The sequence below is a fragment of the Agromyces tropicus genome (assembly GCF_039531345.1).
GTDB lineage: Bacteria > Actinomycetota > Actinomycetes > Actinomycetales > Microbacteriaceae > Agromyces > Agromyces tropicus.
The window spans coordinates 240,171-257,945 of the sequence record NZ_BAAAPW010000003.1 but is presented as its reverse complement, the minus strand read 5'-3'; the positions used below and the strand labels follow the sequence as shown (position 1 = coordinate 257,945).

General features: G+C 71.3%; 17 protein-coding genes. 6 read left to right on the top strand and 11 right to left on the bottom strand.

The features are described from left to right. Nucleotides 1-11 precede the first annotated feature (11 nt). From ABD230_RS12220 to ABD230_RS12200, 5 genes are all read right to left on the bottom strand, one after another. Nucleotides 12-1,949 (bottom strand): ABC transporter ATP-binding protein, encoded by a 1,938-nt coding sequence (locus ABD230_RS12220; RefSeq protein WP_425546228.1) that lies wholly within the window; start codon nt 1,947-1,949, stop codon nt 12-14. A 199-nt stretch (nt 1,950-2,148) separates the two neighbouring features. After that, nucleotides 2,149-2,412: a hypothetical protein gene (locus tag ABD230_RS12215; protein WP_344374171.1), complete on the bottom strand. Its 264-nt coding sequence runs from the start codon at nt 2,410-2,412 to the stop codon at nt 2,149-2,151. A 166-nt stretch (nt 2,413-2,578) separates the two neighbouring features. Next, nucleotides 2,579-3,574 (bottom strand): carbohydrate ABC transporter permease, encoded by a 996-nt coding sequence (locus ABD230_RS12210; RefSeq protein WP_344374169.1) that lies wholly within the window; start codon nt 3,572-3,574, stop codon nt 2,579-2,581. Continuing rightward, nucleotides 3,571-4,539 carry a carbohydrate ABC transporter permease gene (locus ABD230_RS12205; protein WP_344374165.1) on the bottom strand — a complete coding sequence of 323 codons (969 nt, stop codon included), beginning with the start codon at nt 4,537-4,539 and terminating at the stop codon, nt 3,571-3,573. Before ABD230_RS12205 ends, ABD230_RS12210 begins: the two co-directional genes overlap by 4 nt. A 115-nt stretch (nt 4,540-4,654) precedes the next feature. Beyond that, nucleotides 4,655-6,013: an ABC transporter substrate-binding protein gene (locus ABD230_RS12200; protein ID WP_344374158.1), complete on the bottom strand. Its 1,359-nt coding sequence runs from the start codon at nt 6,011-6,013 to the stop codon at nt 4,655-4,657. Nucleotides 6,014-6,207: 194 nt separating this feature from the next. On the opposite strand from ABD230_RS12200, the gene ABD230_RS12195 reads away from it, so the two are divergent. Beyond that, nucleotides 6,208-7,272, top strand: a complete 1,065-nt coding sequence (locus ABD230_RS12195; RefSeq protein WP_344374154.1) for a LacI family DNA-binding transcriptional regulator — start codon at nt 6,208-6,210, stop codon at nt 7,270-7,272. Nucleotides 7,273-7,277: 5 nt separating this feature from the next. Here the strand turns inward: ABD230_RS12195 and ABD230_RS12190 are convergent, their stop codons facing one another. After that, nucleotides 7,278-8,540: an MFS transporter gene (locus tag ABD230_RS12190; protein WP_344374150.1), complete on the bottom strand. Its 1,263-nt coding sequence runs from the start codon at nt 8,538-8,540 to the stop codon at nt 7,278-7,280. Beyond that, nucleotides 8,537-8,998, bottom strand: a complete 462-nt coding sequence (locus ABD230_RS12185) for a MarR family winged helix-turn-helix transcriptional regulator (RefSeq protein ID WP_344374147.1) — start codon at nt 8,996-8,998, stop codon at nt 8,537-8,539. Before ABD230_RS12185 ends, ABD230_RS12190 begins: the two co-directional genes overlap by 4 nt. Before the next feature lie 167 nt (nt 8,999-9,165). Here ABD230_RS12185 and ABD230_RS12180 point away from each other — a divergent pair, with 167 nt between their 5' ends. After that, entirely contained in the window at nt 9,166-9,786 is a 621-nt protein-coding gene (locus ABD230_RS12180; protein WP_344374143.1) for a peptidoglycan-binding domain-containing protein, read from the top strand. A 106-nt stretch (nt 9,787-9,892) separates the two neighbouring features. Here ABD230_RS12180 and rplL read toward each other — a convergent pair whose 3' ends face one another. Both rplL and rplJ read right to left on the bottom strand, forming a co-directional pair. Next, entirely contained in the window at nt 9,893-10,282 is a 390-nt protein-coding gene (rplL, locus tag ABD230_RS12175; RefSeq protein WP_344374139.1) for a 50S ribosomal protein L7/L12, read from the bottom strand. A 49-nt stretch (nt 10,283-10,331) separates the two neighbouring features. Next, nucleotides 10,332-10,847: a 50S ribosomal protein L10 gene (gene rplJ, locus ABD230_RS12170; protein WP_344374136.1), complete on the bottom strand. Its 516-nt coding sequence runs from the start codon at nt 10,845-10,847 to the stop codon at nt 10,332-10,334. A gap of 482 nt (nt 10,848-11,329) precedes the next feature. On the opposite strand from rplJ, the gene ABD230_RS12165 reads away from it, so the two are divergent. The 4 genes from ABD230_RS12165 (at nt 11,330) to ABD230_RS12150 (ending at nt 15,358) form a co-directional block, all read left to right on the top strand. Beyond that, complete coding sequence (locus tag ABD230_RS12165; protein ID WP_344374133.1) at nt 11,330-13,018, top strand: MFS transporter; 1,689 nt, start codon at nt 11,330-11,332, stop codon at nt 13,016-13,018. Nucleotides 13,019-13,028: 10 nt separating this feature from the next. Continuing rightward, on the top strand, nt 13,029-13,469 hold the full coding sequence (locus ABD230_RS12160; RefSeq protein WP_344374126.1) for a MarR family winged helix-turn-helix transcriptional regulator: 441 nt from the start codon (nt 13,029-13,031) through the stop codon (nt 13,467-13,469). A gap of 228 nt (nt 13,470-13,697) precedes the next feature. Then, nucleotides 13,698-15,062, top strand: coding sequence for a S8 family serine peptidase (locus ABD230_RS12155; protein ID WP_344374122.1), 1,365 nt, complete (start codon nt 13,698-13,700; stop codon nt 15,060-15,062). Beyond that, on the top strand, nt 15,059-15,358 hold the full coding sequence (locus tag ABD230_RS12150; protein ID WP_344374119.1) for a hypothetical protein: 300 nt from the start codon (nt 15,059-15,061) through the stop codon (nt 15,356-15,358). Before ABD230_RS12155 ends, ABD230_RS12150 begins: the two co-directional genes overlap by 4 nt. A 6-nt stretch (nt 15,359-15,364) precedes the next feature. On the opposite strand, the gene ABD230_RS12145 is transcribed toward ABD230_RS12150, so the two are convergent. After that, a complete protein-coding gene (locus ABD230_RS12145) occupies nt 15,365-16,972 on the bottom strand; it encodes a sensor histidine kinase (RefSeq protein WP_344374114.1) in 1,608 nt (535 codons plus the stop codon). Next, a complete protein-coding gene (locus ABD230_RS12140; RefSeq protein WP_344374110.1) occupies nt 16,969-17,718 on the bottom strand; it encodes a response regulator transcription factor in 750 nt (249 codons plus the stop codon). The genes ABD230_RS12145 and ABD230_RS12140 overlap by 4 nt, the downstream gene beginning before the upstream one ends. Between the last annotated feature and the right edge of the window lie 57 nt (nt 17,719-17,775).

Below are 17,775 nucleotides of genomic sequence, written 5' to 3'. Positions count from 1 at the left end.
CGCGACGCGGCTCAGGCCGTCGGGACGCGCGGCTGCTCCGCCTGCTGCCGGTAGAGCGACGCGTACACGCCGCCCTGTGCGATGAGCTCGGCGTGCGTTCCGCGCTCGGCGATCCGGCCGGCGACGACCACGAAGATCACGTCGGCCGACACGACCGTGGAGAGGCGGTGGGCGATCGCGATCGTCGTGCGCCCGCGCGACGCGTCGTCGAGCGCGGCCTGCACGACCCGCTCGCTGATCGTGTCGAGCGCGCTCGTCGCCTCGTCGAGCACGAGCACGGCCGGGTCCTTCAGCAGCACGCGCGCGATGGCGATCCGCTGCTTCTCGCCGCCCGAGAGCCGGTAGCCGCGCTCCCCCACGACCGTGTCGTAGCCCTCGGGGAACGAGGCGATCGTGTCGTGGATGTTCGCCGCCCGCGCGGCCGCCTCGAGCTCGGCATCGGTGGCGTCGGGTCGCGCGTAGCGCAGGTTGTCGGCGATGGAGGCGTGGAAGAGGTAGGTCTCCTGGCTGACGATGCCGATGTTCGACACGAGCGACTCGTGCTCGAGGTCGCGGACGTCGGCGCCCGCGAAGCGCACGGCCCCACCCGAGGCCTCGTAGAGGCGCGGCACCAGGTACGAGACCGTGGTCTTGCCGGCGCCGCTCGGCCCGACGAACGCGGCGTACTGGCCGGGCTCGATGGCGAACGACACGTCGTCGAGCGTCGGCCGTCCGTCATCGTCGGCGTCGGGGTACCGGAACGACACGTGGTCGAACTCGACCCGGCCGAGGAGCGGACGGCCCGCGGCATCCGTGCCCGTCGGCACCGGCCGCGCCCCGGGGGCGTCGGTGATGGCGGGACGCAGGTCGAGGTACTCGAAGATGCGCGCGAACAGCGCGCCCGAGGTCTGCAGGTCGAGCGCCACGCGCATGAGCGCCATGAGCGGGAACAGCAGACGCGCCTGCACGGTCGTGAACGCGACGATCGTGCCGGCCGAGATGTCGGTCGTGCCGCCCGAGATGAGCCAGCCCGACACGAGGTAGACGATCGCGGGGATCGCCGACATGAAGATGCCGACCATCGCGAAGAACCACTGGCCGGTCATCTGCTGGCGCACCTGCAGGTGGATCTGGTTCGCGTTCTCGTCGCCGTACCGCGCGATCTCGCTGCGCTGGCGCGTGAAGCTCTTCGACAGCAGGATGCCCGAGACCGACAGCGTCTCCTGCGTGATCGCCGTCATCTCCGACAGCGACTCCTGCGTCTTCGCGGCGATCCGCGCGCGGACCTGGCCGACCCGCCGCTGCGCCACGACCATCACCGGCAGCAGCACCAGCGCGATCAGCGTGAGCTGCCAGTTCAGCAGCAGCATGGCCACGAACGCGGCGAGCACCGTCACGGTGTTGCCGAGCACGCTCGAGACGGTGTTGGTGAGCACGGATGCCACGCCGCCGACGTCGTTCTGCAGGCGCGACTGGATGACGCCCGTCTTCGTGCGCGTGAAGAAGCTGAGCTCCATGGACTGCAGGTGCGTGAACATCCGCACGCGCAGCGCGCCCATGACCTTGTTGCCGACCGTCGCGGTGAGCCACGTCTGCCACACGCCGAGCAGCGACGAGACGATGAACACGGTGAGCATGGCGACGACGATCGTCGTGAGCACCGGCAGGTTCGGACCGGTGACCTGGCCGTCCGGCCCGACGGGGAACAGTCCGTCGTCGAACGCGCGCTCGGTGAGCAGCGGCGGGATGACGCTGAGCGCGGCGCTGACGAGCACGAGCGCCACGGTCACCGACAGGGCGACCTTGTGCGGCGCGAACAGGGCGGCGATGCGCCGCAGGAGGTGCGGGATCTTCGGCGCCTCGGCGTTCTCGGCGCGTTGGGCGCCCTCGTCCGCCGCGCTGATCCGGCCGCGCGGTCGGCCGCCCATGCGCCCGGGCTGGCCCCCCGGCGCACTCCCATGCATGCTCATGCGATCGAGCCTAGGCGCGGGTTCCGACCCATCGGCCGCCCGGCCGCCCTCGGCAGCCCGCGTTCGCCGAGGGCGTGACCGGCAGGTGCGGTGCCTGCCGACCGGACCAGCCGGTGTCGGGGCGTCGCATCGCGTCGATCACCGGACGTGCGACGCGGCGGGGACCATCGGGCCCCCGCCGCGTGCGGCCTGCGTCCGGCTAGCCGCCGGTGACGATCAGGCAGGTCGCGACGAGCTTGCCCTGCCCCTGGGCGGTCGGGTCGAGGTTCGGCAGGCCGACCCTCGACTCGTACCCGCGGCCGTCGCCGCTCGGGTCGGCGGCGTGCATGCCCTGCGTCTGCCCGCCCTCGGCGGCGACGAAGTCGCGCGTGGCCTCTCCCCAGTTGCATTCCGGCGGCCCAGCCGCGGCCGGCGAGGCCATGCCGATCGCGAGTGCCACGGCGGCCGCTCCTGCGAGCATCATCCTCTTCATCGTGCGGTTCCCCTTCCCCCTTGACGGATACCGTACGTCCGCACGATATGAGGGTCGCTCACCAGCGTCAAGGCCGGGCGCCGCGCATGCGGAGGGGCGGATGCCACGACATCCGCCCCTCCCCGGCAGGCGGACGCCGTGGCATCCGCCCCTGGACTCATCCCTTCGTCGCGCCCGCCAGGAGGCCCCGCACGAAGTACCTCTGCAGGCTGAAGAACACGATCAACGGGATCACGATCGAGATGAACGCACCCGCCGTCAACAGCTCCCACGCCTGCCCTCGGGTACCCGTGAGCTCCGCCAATCGCTGGGTCAGTGGCGCCACGTCCTGTGTGCCGCCCGAGAAGATCAGGGCCACGAGCAGGTCGTTCCACACCCAGATGAACTGGAAGATCGCGAAGGACGCGATCGCCGGCGTCGCCAGCGGCAGCACGATCCGGAAGAAGATCTGCCCGTGCGTGGCGCCGTCGACGCGCGCCGCCTCGATGACGTCGTTCGGGATCTCCGAGATGAAGTTGTGCAGCAGGAAGATCGCGAGCGGCATCGCGAACATCGCGTGCGCCAGCCACACCGGGGCGTAGTTCTGCTCCGGGATGATCGGGATCACGTCGTGCAGCCACGCCTGCATGGGCCGCAGCCAGGTCGAGAAGATCTGGAGCAGCGGCACGAGGGCCATCTGCAGCGGCACGATCTGCAGGGCGAACACGAAGATGAACAGCGCGTTCGCGCCCTTGAACTTGATCCACGCGAACGCGTACGCGGCCATGGTCGCGAGCACGAGCGGGATCAGCGTGCCGAGCAGCGTGATCGCGATGGAGTTCACGATGTACGCGCCGAGCTGCGGCGACGACGCCGAGGGCGAGAGCAGGACCTCGGCGTAGTTGTCGAACGTGAACCCGGGGTTCTGGAAGATCGTCCACCATCCGGTCGTGCGGATCAGCTCCGCGGGCCGGAACGACGAGATGAAGAGGCCGAACGTCGGGATCGTCCACAGGATCGCGATGATCAGCGACGCGATCGTCGCGGTCCGCGAGGTCAGGCGCTGCTTGACGCGCGCCGTCTTCGGCCGCTGGGCGTACTCGGACTCCTCTGCGGCCTCGATGGACCCCTTGTCCTTGCTGACCGGGAGGTCGGCCGGGGCGACGCTGCTCATCGGATCTCCCTCTGCTTCCGGAGGACGTTGACGTTGTAGATGACGATCGGCATGACGAGCAGGAACAGGATGAGCGCGAGTGCCGACCCGCGACCGATCTCGCTCGCCCGGAACGCCTGGGTGTACATCTCGTTCGCGATGACGCTCGTGTTGAAGTTTCCGGCGGTCATCGTCCGCACGATGTCGAAGACCTTCAACGTGGCGATCGAGATGGTCGTGATGACGACCACGAGGGCGCCGCGGATACCGGGCACCGTGACGTTGATGAAGCGCTGCCAGGCGTTCGTGCCGTCCAGCTGCGCCGCCTCGATCTGCTCCGTCGGGACGCCCTTGATCGCGGCGCTCAACAGGACCATCGCGAATCCGGTCTGGATCCAGATCATGACCACGATCAGCAGGAACGTGTTGATCGGATCGGTCTGGAGCCACTGCACCGGTTCACCGCCGAACAGCACGACGATCGCGTTCAGCAGGCCGATCTGCTCGCGGCCGGCCGACTTGTACTCGTACACGAAGCGCCAGATGATACCGGCGCCCACGAACGAGATCGCGATCGGCATGAACAGGATGACCTTGTAGTACCGCTCACCACGCGACTTGTCGATGAACACCGCGTAGGCGAGGCCGATGGCGGTCGAGATCGTCGGCACGAACAGCACCCAGATGATCGTGTTGATCAGGGTCCGGATCGCCGTCGGCTGCGTGAACGTCCAGATGAAGTTGTCCATGGTCCAGCCGCCGGAGCTGTCCTGGAACGCGAGGATGCTCGTGCGGATCGCCGGGTAGACGAGTCCGACGGCGAGGAAGATCAGCGCGGGGGTCAGGAACCCGGCGAGCTGCCAGTAGTCGCGGCCGCGTTTCGGGGCCTTGTCGATGAAGAAGATGAGGAGGCCGATGATCGCGGCGAACACCGCGAGCCCCATCACCACCTGAAGGATCTTGCCGAGCAGGTCGCCCGTGGTCATGTTGCCTGCCTCCCGGTTCGTCGTTGAATCTGGGGGTTCCCGAGGGGCGGGGATCCATCCCCGCCCCTCGGTCATATCGCGTGCGACCCGGAGGGCGCGCGCGACGCGCGGGCGATCAGCTGCTGGGCCAGCTCGCCTCGATGGTGTCGAGCACCGACTCGGTGCTGTCGCCGCTCACCCAGGCCACGATGCCCTTCCAGAAGGAGTCGGCGCCGACGGCACCGGGCATCAGGTCGGACCCGTCGAACCGGAACGTCGTCTCGGGATCCTGCAGGATCTCGATGGACTGCACGAGCAGCTCGCTCGATGCGTTCTCCGGGTCGACGCCCTGGTTGGCGCTGATCACGCCGCCGAGGCTGACGCGGTTGTTCGCCCACGTGTCGCTCGACAGGAACGTGCGCACCGCCTCGACCTCCTCGGCGTCGGTGAACGCCACGACGATCTCGCCGCCGCCGGTCACCGACAGCGGGTCGTCGGCGTTGGCCGGCGGGAGCAGGAAGCCGAACACGGTGCCGTCGGAGGCCACGGTGTTCGCGTCGCCGCCCTCGGGGTTCCAGAACGTCTCGTAGAACGACGCCTGGTGGTGCAGCGAGCACTCGCCGTCGAGGATCGGCAGGCCGGCCGTCTGGAACGCCTCGGTGATCTGCGTCGACACGTCTCCGATGCCGCCGTTGACCATGTCGTCGTTCTTCAGGTACTCGCCGACGGCGTCGAACGCCTCGGCGACCTGCGGGTCGTTGAACGGGATCTCGTGGGTCACCCACTGGTCGTAGACGTCGGCGCCGTGCAGCCGCAGCATGTAGTCCTCGACCCAGTCCGTGCCGGGCCAGCCGGTGGCCTCACCGGACTCGAGGCCCACGCACCAGGGCTTGTGGTCGCCCTCGTCGGCGATGGTCTGCGACAGGTCCCTGAGCTCGTCGAGGGTCTTCGGGATCTCGTACCCCTTCTCCTCGAACTCCGCCGGCGAGTACCAGACGTAGCCCTTGATGCTCGCCATGAGCGGCGCGCCGTAGAACGTGTCGTTGTAGGTGCCGTAGCCCTTCCAGTCCTCCGACCACCATTCGTCGACGTTCGCCTCGACCGACTCGGATGCCGGGATCAGCCAGCCTCCGTCGGAGAGCCGCTGGACGAGGCCGGGCTGGGGGACGAAGCCGATGTCGGGCGCGTTGCCGCCCTCGGCGAGCACTGCGATCTGGGCCTCGAACTCGCTCGAGCCCTGGTAGTCGATCGAAATGCCGGTGCAGGTGGCGAAGTCCGACCACGATTCGACCAGTCGGTCGGCCTCGAGGTCGAGGATCGTGCCGCCGATCGTGACCTCGGCGCCGTCGAAGGTGCCGTACTCCTCGTAGTCCGAACAGTCGACGTCTCCCGCGTCCTCGCTCGCGATGTCGCCGGTACAGGCGGTGAGCGTCAGGCCGACCGCCGCGGCCGCCACGACGGGGACCGCCCAGCGGCGATGCCGTGTGAGTCTCATGTCATCTCCTCGTTGAGTGTGGTGCAGGCAGAGCCGGGAACCGGTTCCAGACCCCACGCTAGGCGACCGCGGCGACCGCGGGCAAGACTCGGTCGCGTCACGATCGGATGACGACCGCCGGATTGTGGCACCGGTTCCACAGTGCTCGGGTGAGCAAGTACAGTCGGACGCAGGGCCCGATGGAGGGAGCGTGGATGACCGCGATCTCGGACGTCGCACGCCTCGCGGGGGTCTCGAAGTCGACCGCCTCGCGCGCACTGACCGGTCGCGGCTACGTCTCGGAGGAGACGCGGCGCCGCGTCGTGGAGGCCGCGGCCGAGATCGGCTACATCGCCTCCCCGAACGCCGCCAGCCTCGTCACGGGCCGCACGAAGAACGTCGGCGTGGTCATCCCGTTCATCAACCGGTGGTTCTTCGGCGAGGTGCTCGAGGGCATCGAGCGCACCCTCCTCGCCTCGGGGTACGACCTGACGCTGTACAACCTCGCGCTCTCCGGCCCGGAACGCGACCGGGTCTTCGACTTCTTCCTCGCGCGCAAGCGCGTCGACGCCGTGATCGCCGTCGGCGTCGACCTCAGCGACGCCGAGGCCGAGCTCGTGGAGCGACGGGGCAAGCCGATCATCGCGCTCGGCGGGACGGCGGGCAGCGCGCCCCGGCTCGCGATCGACGACCGCGGCGCCGCCCGGCTCGCGACCGAGCACCTCATCGACCTCGGCCACACCCGCATCGCCCACCTCGCGGGGGCGGGCGCCGGCTCGGCCGCGCGCAGCGTCCAGGCGTTCCGGCGCGCCGGGTTCCTCGACGCGATGCGCGAGGCGGGCCTCGACCCCGTCGGCGGCGAGGACGGGATCGTCGAGGCCGAGATGACGCTGCCCGGCGGGTACGACGCCGGACTGCAGCTGCTCGGGCATCCGGCGACGCGGCCGACCGCGATCTTCGCGGCATCCGACGAGATCGCGTTCGGGGTGATGCGCGCGGCGGAGCGGCTCGGGCTCGCCGTGCCCGGCACCCTGTCGGTCATCGGGTTCGACGGCCACGAGCACGCCGAGCTGTTCGGACTCACGACGATCGAGCAGCTGCCGGGTGCGCAGGGGCGGTTCGCCGTCGACGCGGTCCTGCGACTGCTCGGCGAGCCGACCGGCGACGACGACCCGTTGACGCCCGACGGGCTGCCGGACTTCGACCGGCCGCTCGACACCCGGCTCGTCGTGCGCGGCAGCACGACGGCGCCGTCCGGCCGCGTGCTCGCGGCACGCTGAGCGGGTCAGGCGGCGTCGCCGACGGCCACCGCCTCCGCCTCCTCGGCGGCCTCCAGCCGCTCGGGCCCGTCGACCCGCCGGAGCGCCCGGTGGCCGACCAGCACGACGGCGAGCGCGACGAGCACGGCGCCCGCGGCGGCGTAGTACGGGGCGTCCGGCGCGATCAGGTGCGCGAGCTCGGCGGCGGCCGGCGGTGCGATGGCGCCGCCGAGGAACCGCACCGCCGAGTACGCGCTCGACGCGACCGAGCGCTGCAGGTCCGTCGCCTCCATGACGCACTCGGTGAGGACGGTGTTCAGCACGCCGAGCACGAGGCCGCCCGCGACGATGCATGCGACGAGGGCCGCCGGGTCGTCGATCACGACGCCGGCCACGGCGAGGTCGACGACGAGCAACGGGAGCGCGAACTGCAGGACGCGGGTGCGCGGCATCCGCGCGGTCAGGATCGGGGCGAGGAACACGGACGTGAGCGCGAGCGCGACACCCCAGCCGAAGAACGTCAGCCCGAGGCCGATCGCGTCGAAGCCGAGCGGGAAGGGCGAGTACGCGAGGAGCACGAAGAAGCCGATGTTGTAGAACAGCGCCGCGGTCGCGAGCACCGCGAGCGCCGGCTGCCGGAGGGCGCGGATCGGTGCGGACAGGCGCGTGGGTTCGCGTCGCGGACCGCCGGCGCCCGCCGGCATGTCGTCGCGGAGGAAGACCAGGATCGCGATCACGCCGACGGCCATGAGCGCCGCGGTCCCGAAGAACGGGCCGCGCCAGCTCAGGTGGCCGAGCAGGCCGCCGAGCAGCGGCCCGACCGCGATGCCGAGGCCGAGCGCCGCCTCGTACAGGATGATCGCCGCGCCGGAACCGCTGGCGGCCGCACCGACGATCGTGGCGAGCGCCGTCGAGATGAACAGCGCGTTGCCGAGCCCCCAGCCCGCGCGGAAGCCGATGACGGCCTCGACGCTCTGGGCGAGCCCCGCGGCCGTCGCGAAGAGCACGATCACGCCGAGGCCGATCACGAGCGTGCGCTTGGGCCCGATGCGGCTGGACACCCAGCTCGTGGCGAGCATCGCGAGCCCGGTGACGAGCAGGTAGCTGGTGAAGAGCAGCTCGGCCTGGGTGGGGGTCGCCTCGAGGCTGTCGGCGATCGCGGGCAGGATCGGGTCGACGAGGCCGATGCCCATGAACGCGATGACGCACGAGAAGGCGACGGCCCAGACCGCCGTCGGCTGGCGGAGGATGGAGCCCGACCCGGTCGACGGCGCGGTGCCGCGGCTCACGCGACGTCCCCGGCGGCCGCCTCGTCGTCGGCGCGCTCGAGGCGCTCGCGGATCACGTCCGCCGCCCGCGCGAGCGCGTCGAGCTCGGCCCCGTCGAGGTCGGCGAACCGCGGGGCGAGCGTCTCGGCGAGCTCGGTGCGCCACGCGGCGAGCGCGGCCAGGCCCGTGGGGTCGATGGAGATGAGCCAGGCCCGCGCATCCTCGCGGTCGGCGATGCGACGGATCCAGCCCCGCTCGTCGAGCGAGTGCACGAGCTTGGTCATGGTCGGCTGGCTGACCCGGCTGGCGCGGGCGAGCTCGCCGAGGCGGAGCGGGCCGTGGTCGCGGAGCACGGAGAGGGTGCGCCACACGGCGGGCGACTCGGTGCTGTCGGTGCTCGTGGCGGCGAGGCGCGTGAGGCGGTGGCTCAACGAGATGAGGTCGCCGATGAGGTCGGAGAGCTGGTTCGGAGCGGTCACCGCAGAAGTATATAGCAAAACTATGCATATGATTTCGGGCAGACCCCCACGGCGCCTCAGGGGCAACCCGGTGGCGACCCCTCCCCCGCGTCCGTACCGTCCCGAGCGGGCCGACATCCGGCACCGATCGGATGGCACGACAACCGGCCCGGATGAGGGAGGGCATCATGACCACCGAGACCACGGCCGCCCGGAGCGCGGCGATCGCCCACGAGGACGGCATCACCCTGCAGCGGCTCGCCCGCGCGGGAGCCTACGACGGACCCAACGACGGCGTGCCGGGCCCGAACACCTGGCGGGCGCTGCAGCACGTCGTCACCGGCTACGGGTACACCGGGCCGATCGACGGCGCACCCGGCACGAACACGTGGAAGGCGCTCCAGCGCTTCGCGGCACTGGGCGGCTACACCGGGCCGATCGACGGAGCCATGGGCGTGGAGTCCTGGAAGGGCGTGCAGCGACTGCTGCCCGGGTTCAGCTACGTCATGCCGGTCGACGGGGTCCCCGACGCGGACACCTACCGCGCGCTCCAGACCATGGGGCGGATCGGCGGGTACTTCGGACCGTACGACGGCGTCATGGGGCCGAACTCCTGGCGCGGACTGCAGACGATCTTCGCCGGCGCCGGCTACACGGGACCCATCGACGGCGTCCCCGGACCGAACACCTGGCGGGGACTCCAGCGCATCGCCCAGCGGGGTGGCTACTCGGGCCCGATCGACGGCGTCCCGGGGCCGAACACCTACGCCGGCATCTTCGCGCTCCTCGTCCGGAGCGAGCACGACTGACGCCGGAGACGACGGATGCCCCGTGCCGAATGGATCGGCACGGGGCATCCGTGTGTTCAGGTGACGCAGTCACCTCACGCTGCGGCGCTCGAGCGAGCGCGCAGGCTTACTTGAGGGTGACGGTGGCGCCGGCGGCCTCGAGGGCCTCCTTCGCCTTGTCGGCGGTCTCCTTGTTGGCGCCCTCGAGGACGGCCTTCGGAGCACCGTCGACGACGGCCTTCGCCTCGCCGAGGCCGAGCGAGGTGAGCTCGCGGACGACCTTGATGACCTGGATCTTCTTGTCGCCGGCAGCCTCGAGGACGACGTCGAACGAGTCCTTCTCCTCGACCTCCTCGGCAGCGGCGCCACCGCCGGCGGCGGCGGGGCCGGCAACGGCGACGGGGGCGGCCGCGGTGACCTCGAAGGTCTCCTCGAACGCCTTGACGAACTCCGAGAGCTCGATGAGGGTCAGGCCCTTGAACTGCTCGAGCAGCTCCTCAGTGGACAGCTTCGCCATGATTCTTCTCCTTAGATTTCTGGTAACTCACCGCTTGAGAGGCTCGCGCCTACGCAGCGGACTCCTGCTTCTCACGCAGCGCGTCGACCGTGCGGACGGCCTTCGACAGCGGCGCGTTGAACAGATATGCGGCTCCGAACAGCGAGGCCTTGAAGGCGCCGGCGAGCTTCGCCAGGAGCACTTCGCGGGACTCGAGGTCGGCGAGCTTGCCTACCTCTTCGGCGGTCAGGGGCTTGCCATCGAAATAGCCGCCCTTGACCACGAGGAGGGGGTTCGCCTTGGCGAAGTCACGCAGCGACTTCGCGACGGCGACGGGGTCGCCGTGCACGAAGGCCACGGCCGACGGGCCAGCGAGCTGGTCGTCGAACGCGGTGATCCCGGCGTTGTTCGCCGCGATCTTGGTCAGCGTGTTCTTCACCACGGCGTAGCTCGCGTCCCCACTGATGGACTTGCGCAGCTCCTTGAGCTGGGCAACAGTGAGGCCGCGGTATTCGGTCAGCAGAACGGCGGTCGAGCTCTCGAACTTCTCGGTGAGCTCGGCAACCGCGGCTTCCTTGTTCGCCATGGCCACTCCTTGTGTCTTCAACGTGCACCGCGGTGGCGATGCACGGCCTCGGAGCCGCTGGAAACGTGTGGGAATGGAAAAGAGCTCCGGCGCAGACGCGCGGAGCTCGGACCCGATCATCGGGAAAGTCTTCGTCACACCTGCGCGGGCCCCTGCATTCGCAGAGCTTCGGTCGCACGAACCGGTCTCTCGACCCGCGCGCACGACGACCAGCGGTCTTCGGCTCCGACAAGGCTAACGGATGCCGCGTCCGCCGCCAAATCGCCCCCCTCCACCCACCACCACCACCACTCGCTCTTCTCAGGAGGGATCGCGCGAAACCCGCGCTTTCTCAGGAGGACGCGCCGTCGAGCGCGGAGCGCTCCGGCGCGTCCTCCTGAGAAACGATTCGGGGGTGGGAATGGTTGACCGTGGTCGATAGTTGACATATCTCAACGATCTTCGTATGGTTGACCGTCATCAACTATCTGGACAAGGACTCCATGACCGCATCACCCACCACCGCCGACCCCGTGTCGAAGCGTTCGCACCGCGAGGTGCTCACGGCCCTCTCGGGCCTCATCATGGGCATGTTCGTCGCCGTGCTCTCGGGCACGGTCGTCTCGACCTCGATGCCCCGCATCATCGCCGACCTCGGCGGCGACCAGGCCGCCTACACCTGGGTCATCACCGCGAGCCTCCTCGCGACCGCCGTCACCACCCCGATCTGGGGCAAGCTCGCCGACCTCGTGAACCGCAAGGTGCTCCTCCAGGTCGCCCTCGGACTCTTCGTCGTCGGCACCGCCATCGCCGGCTTCGCGCAGGACACGACGATGCTCATCGCGGTCCGCGTCGTGCAGGGCATCGGCGCCGGCGGCCTCATGTCGCTCGTCATGGTCGCCGTCGCGCTCATCATCTCGCCGCGCGAGCGCGGCAAGTACATGGGCCTCGTCGGCGGCGTCATGGCCCTGGCCACCATCGGCGGGCCCCTGCTCGGCGGCGTCATCACCGACGCGTTCGGATGGCGCGCCAACTTCTTCCTCGGCATCCCGTTCGCCATCGCCGCGATCATCCTGATCCAGCGCACGCTGCACCTGCCGAAGGCGACCCGCGACCGGGTGCGGATCGACTACGTCGGCGCGGCGCTGCTCGCCGTCGGCGTCTCGCTGCTGCTCGTCTGGGTCTCGCTCGGCGGCACCCAGTTCGACTGGGACTCGATGACCAGCTACGTCCTCATCGGCGTGGCCGCCGTCGCGCTCGTCGGCTTCGTCGTGACCGAGTTCCTCGTCGAGGAGCCGATCGTGCCGATGACCCTCTTCGCGAACCGCACCTTCACGCTCGCTGTGATCGCCTCGATCTCCGTCGGCGTCGCCATGTTCGCGACGAGCGTCTTCCTCGCGCAGTACTTCCAGCTCGCGCGCGGCGCCACGCCGACCGAGTCCGGCCTCATGACCATCCCCATGGTCGTCGGCCAGATGGGCGCGTCGATCGGCATCGGCGCCCTCGTCAGCCGGTACGGCAAGTGGAAGGGCTGGATGCTGCTCGGCTCGGCGCTCATCATCGCGGGCGCCAGCCTGATGTCGACCCTCCGATACGACACCGACTTCCTCCAGGTCTCCGTCTTCATGGTGGTCCTCGGCGCGGGCCTCGGCATGGTCATGCAGAACCTCACGCTCGTCGTGCAGAACGACACCCCCGCCTCCCAGCTGGGCGCGGCGAGTTCGAACGTGAACTTCTTCCGCACGATCGCGGGCACGATCGGCGTGACGGTCATGGGCTCCGTGCTCGCGACCCAGGTCACGAGCCACGTGACCGACGGGCTCAGCTCGTTCACCCCGAGCTCCGCCGCGGAGGTCGAGGCGCTGCAGGGCCTCGCGGGCGGCGGCGTCCCGAGGGTGGCCGAGCTCCCCGACGCGATCCGCGTGATCGTCGAGGGCGCCTACGGGCACGGCATCGCCGACGTCTTCATCATCGCCGTCCCGCTCGCGGTGCTGAGCTTCATCGCGATCGCGTTCCTGCCCAACCGGCCCCTCTCGCGCCAGAACGCGGCCGAGAAGCTCGAGGAGGAGGCCGAGCAGGTCGCCATCGACCTCGCCGACGCCGAGCTCGGCGTGCCGGCGACCTCGTCGATCGCGATCGTCGAGGGCATCGACGACGAGCGCGAGGCCGCCGCGGCGGGAGCGCGCAAGTAGCATGAACGCCATGACCGCCGATCCCGCCGTCGACGAGGCCATCGCCCTCGTCGAGGAGCAGTTCGGCGTGATGTTCAACCGCATCCGCACGGTCTGGAAGCAGTCGGCCGAGCAGGTCCATCCCGACCTGCAGCCGGCCGGCTACAAGCTGCTCAGCTCGATCGTCCGGCTCGGGCCGACCAACGCGCACGTGCTGGCCGAGCACCTCGAGATGGACAAGAGCGTCGTGAGCCGGCAGGTCCGCGTGCTCGAGGAGGTCGGCCTCGTGACGAGCCGCCCCGACGAGCGCGACGGCCGCCTGCGCGTGCTGGCCGCGACCCCCGAGGCGGAGGAGCGCATCCGCGCGGTGCGCGACGCGAACCAGGCTCGGCTGCGGGACGCCCTGCGCGACCACCCCGCCGAAGACCTTCGGCGGTTCGCCGACCTCCTCCGCGTGATCAGCGAGGCTTGACCCGGCGGACCCGCCGACGCGTCGAGCCCCTGGACGGCCCCGGACCCCGCGGTCCGGGGCCGTCGTGCGTCTCCGGGCGATCGCTCCGCCGGGCCGAGCAGTCCGGGACCTTCAGGGCGCGCCCCGATGCCGTCGACCCCCGAGGCGGCGCACACTGGGTGGCACATCCGACGTCGACCCTCTTCGAACGCGGGCGGGCCGAACGCCGCTGAGGGAAGGAACGACACGATGACGACGTCCGACGCCGACCTCCGGCTCCCCGAGGGGCCCACCGGCCGGCAGATCATCACCTTCGCCCCGGTCGATGCCGACACCGCGACGCGCGAGCTGCGCGACGTGGCCGGCATCGAGCGGAGCATGCCCCGCGGGCTGGGCGACGACCCGGCGGCCGCGGCATCCGGCGACCTGTACCTCGACCTCCTGAACATCGCCGTCGTCGACGGCGACGGCGAGCAGGCCCGGTCGCTGTCGCGCGCGGTGGACGATTCGTCCAGCCCGATCCTCGCGGTCGAGCCCGAGGTCTGGGTTCACCCGCTCGACACGATCGACGCGATGGACGCGCCGGTGCTCGAGGAGGAGGACGCCGAGGCCGGCACCGAGGACGAGGAGGTCGACGCGGCGGAGGTGTACGCCGACACGGACACGTACGCGTGGGGCCTGAAGGCGGTCCGCGCGATCCCGCCGATCCTCTCGACGGCGCCCTGGGGCGGCACCCTCATGCGGGTCGCCGTCCTCGACACGGGGATCGACCTCGACCACCCCGACTTCGCGCACCGCGTCGTCGCGAGCCAGTCGTTCGTCGCCGGCCAGCCGGTGCAGGACGGGCACTCGCACGGCACGCACTGCGCCGGCACCGCGGCGGGCGCCAAGCGGCCTCGCGGCACGAAGCGGCGCTACGGCGTCGCGCATCGCGCGCGGCTCGTGGTCGGGAAGGTGCTGAGCGACCAGGGCAGCGGCGCGAGCGGCGGGATCCTCGCCGGCATCCAGTGGGCCGTCCAGCAGGGCGCGCAGGTGATCTCGATGTCGCTGGGCTCGACGGTCGCGCCCGGGCAGGCCTACTTCGCCTACTACGAGCAGGCCGGACAGGCCGCGCTGAACGCCGGGTCGCTCATCGTCGCGGCCGCCGGCAACAACAACGGACCCGTGAACGCCCCGGCCAACAGCCCGTCGATCCTCGCGGTCGCCGCGCTCGACCAGTCGCTCATGCGGGCGCCGTTCTCGTGCCGCGGCCTGAACGGCAACGGCGGCGAGGTGAACATCGCCGCCCCGGGCGTGGCGACCTGGTCGTCGGTCCCCGTCTCGAAGGGCTCGTACGGCCGCAAGTCGGGCACGAGCATGGCGACGCCGCACGTCGCGGGCATCGCCGCCTGCCTCGCGCAGAAGACCGGCCTGCGCGGCCGCGCACTCTGGCGCGAGCTCGAGCGCACGGCCGTCCCGCTCCCCCAGCCCGCGATCGACGTCGGTGCCGGCCTCGCGGTCGTGCCGACGCGCCGCCGGCCGGTGTGGGACTACGAGCCCGTGCCGTGGCGACCCGGTCCCGTCGTCGACCCCGGCGAGATCACCCCGGTCCCCGTCCCGCGGGAACTGCGATGACCGATCCGGACGGCGTCGGAGCCGACGCCGCATCGGGGTCCGGCGCCGCATCCGGCGGCGCCGGACCCGGTGAGGCGGCGCGCGTCCACGTCTCGGTGCAGGGGCGCGGCGTCGACGACGCCGTCGCCGAGCTCGAGGACGCCGGGCTCGAGGTCGAGCAGGTGCTCGACGCGCTCGGGATCGTCACCGGGCGCGCCGCGCCCGAGGCGGTCGAGCGGATGCGCGGCGTGCGCGGCGTCACGGTCGAGCCGGAGTCCGAGGTCCGGCTGCCGCCCCCGGACGCGCCCGTGCAGTGAGGCCGCTCAGGCGGGGAGGTCGACCGCGAACTCGGTGCGTCCCGGCTCGCTCTCCACGCCGACCGTGCCGTGGTGCGCCTCGACGACGGCCCGGACGATCGCGAGCCCGAGGCCGGTGCTGCCCGCCCGGCGGGAGCGCGAGGCGTCGCCGCGCGCGAACCGCTCGAACATGGTGGCGCGCACGGACTCGTCGATCCCGGGACCGTCGTCGGCGACCGTGATCCGCACGCGGGCCGGCGCGCCGCCGGAGGCGGCGAGGCGGGCGACGCGCACGACGACCTCCGTGCCCTCCGGCGTGTGCACGCGCGCGTTCGCGAGCAGGTTCGCCACGGCCTGGTGCAGGCGGCTCGCGTCTCCCGTCACGGTGACGGCGTCGTCGGGGACCTCCACCCGCCACTCGTGATCGGGCGCGGCGACCTGCGCGTCGCCGACCGCGTCGATCACGAGCTGCGTGAGGTCGACGGGGTCGCGTCGCAGTTCGCGCCCCTCGTCGAGGCGGGCGAGCAGGAGCAGGTCCTCGACGAGGTCCGTCATGCGCAGCGACTCCGACTCGATGCGGCCGAGGGCGTGCAGCACGTCGGGCGGCAGGTCGCCGCCGTGCAGGCGAGTGAGCTCCGCGTAGCCGCGGATCGAGGCGAGCGGCGTGCGCAGCTCGTGACTGGCGTCGGCGACGAAGCGCCGCACCTTGCGCTCCGAGCGCTCGCGCGCCGACAGCGACGACGACACGTGCCCGAGCATGCGGTTGAAGGCGGTGCCGAGGCGCCCCACCTCGGTGCGCTCGTCGTCGACGGGCACCTCGTCGGGCAGTTCGACGTCGCCGCGCGCCAGCGGGAGCTCCGACACGAGCGTCGCGGTCTCGGTGACCCGGTCGAGCGGCACGAGCGCGCGCCGCACGATCACGGCGCCGAGCGCCAGGGCGGCGGCGAGCCCGGCGATGGCCACGACGGCGACGGTGATCGCGAGCTGCGCGGTGGTCGCGTTCACGTCCGTGAGCGGGAAGGCGACGACGAACGAGTACCCGCCGTCGGTGGGCGCGGCGATCGCCCGGTACTCCCCGAGCTCGTCGAGCTCGACCGTGACCGGGTCGCGATCCGTCGGCACGGACGCCAGCACGGGCGCCACGGCCTGGGGCGGGTCGACGAACTCGCCCTCCTGGTCGATCGCGCCGAAGGTCACGACGGCGCGGTCGGTCACGAGTGCGGCGATCGCGCCGACCGGCTGGCCGGGGATGCGCAGCAGCGCCTCGGCGCCCTCGGGCGGCAGCGGCACGCGATCATCGTGCTCGTCGCGCTCGTCGCCGAGGGTGCGCGCAGCGCGGTCCGTGGCCTGGACGAGCTGCGCGTCGAGGCGGGCGACGAGCTGGTTGTGCAGGGCCGCGACGCTCACGAGCCCCACGATCGCGCTGACGAGCACCACGAGGGCCGCGATGACGACGAGCAGCCGGCGGCGCAGGGTCTGCGGTGCCGGCCGCCGGCGCGGGCGGTCCGCGGTCGCCGTCACTGCGGACGCCGCGGGAGCCGCGGCGTCGGCCGCGGCATCCGTCGCCGCCCGGGTGCGCTCCGACGCGGCTCGACGCGCCGCGGCCGCGTAGCCGGGGTCGCCGGGGTGCGTCATCCGGCCGCCTTGAGCATGTAGCCCGCGCCGCGCACCGTGTGGATCATGGGCTCGCGCCCCGCGTCGATCTTCTTGCGCAGGTACGAGATGTAGAGCTCGACGACGGACTCCTTGCCGCCGAAGTCGTAGTTCCACACGCGGTCGAGGATCTGGGCCTTCGACAGCACGCGGCGGGGGTTGCGCATCAGGAAGCGGAGCAGCTCGAACTCGGTCGCGGTGAGCTCGACCGTCGCGCCGTCGCGCTCGACCTCGTACGAGTCCTCGTCGAGCGAGAGGTCGCCGACTCGGAGCACCGGGTCCTTCGCCTGGGCGAGCGTGAGCGTGGACCGCCGGATGAGGCCGCGGAGCCGCGCGACGACCTCCTCGAGGCTGAAGGGCTTGGTGACGTAGTCGTCGCCGCCCGCGGTGAGGCCGGCGATACGGTCGTCGAGCGAGTCCTTGGCCGTGAGGAAGAGCACGGGGGTCTCGGTGCCGTCGGCGCGCACGCGCTGGAGCACCTCGAGCCCGTCGATGTCGGGGAGCATGATGTCGAGCACGATGGCGTCGGGTCGGAACTCCCGGGCGACGCGGACGGCCCCGAGGCCGTCGGCGGCGGTGCGGACCTCCCAGCCCTCGTAGCGCAGCGCCATCTTCAGCAGGTCGGTGAGCGAGTTCTCGTCGTCGACGACGAGCACGCGGACGGCGCTGCCGTCCGCCTTCGCGATCTGCGGGCGGTGCGCGGTTCCGGTGCCGGTCTCCATGCTCATGCTTCCGAGTATGCGCGGAATCCTGTGCCCTTCCTATGACCGGGGCGGATGCCGCCT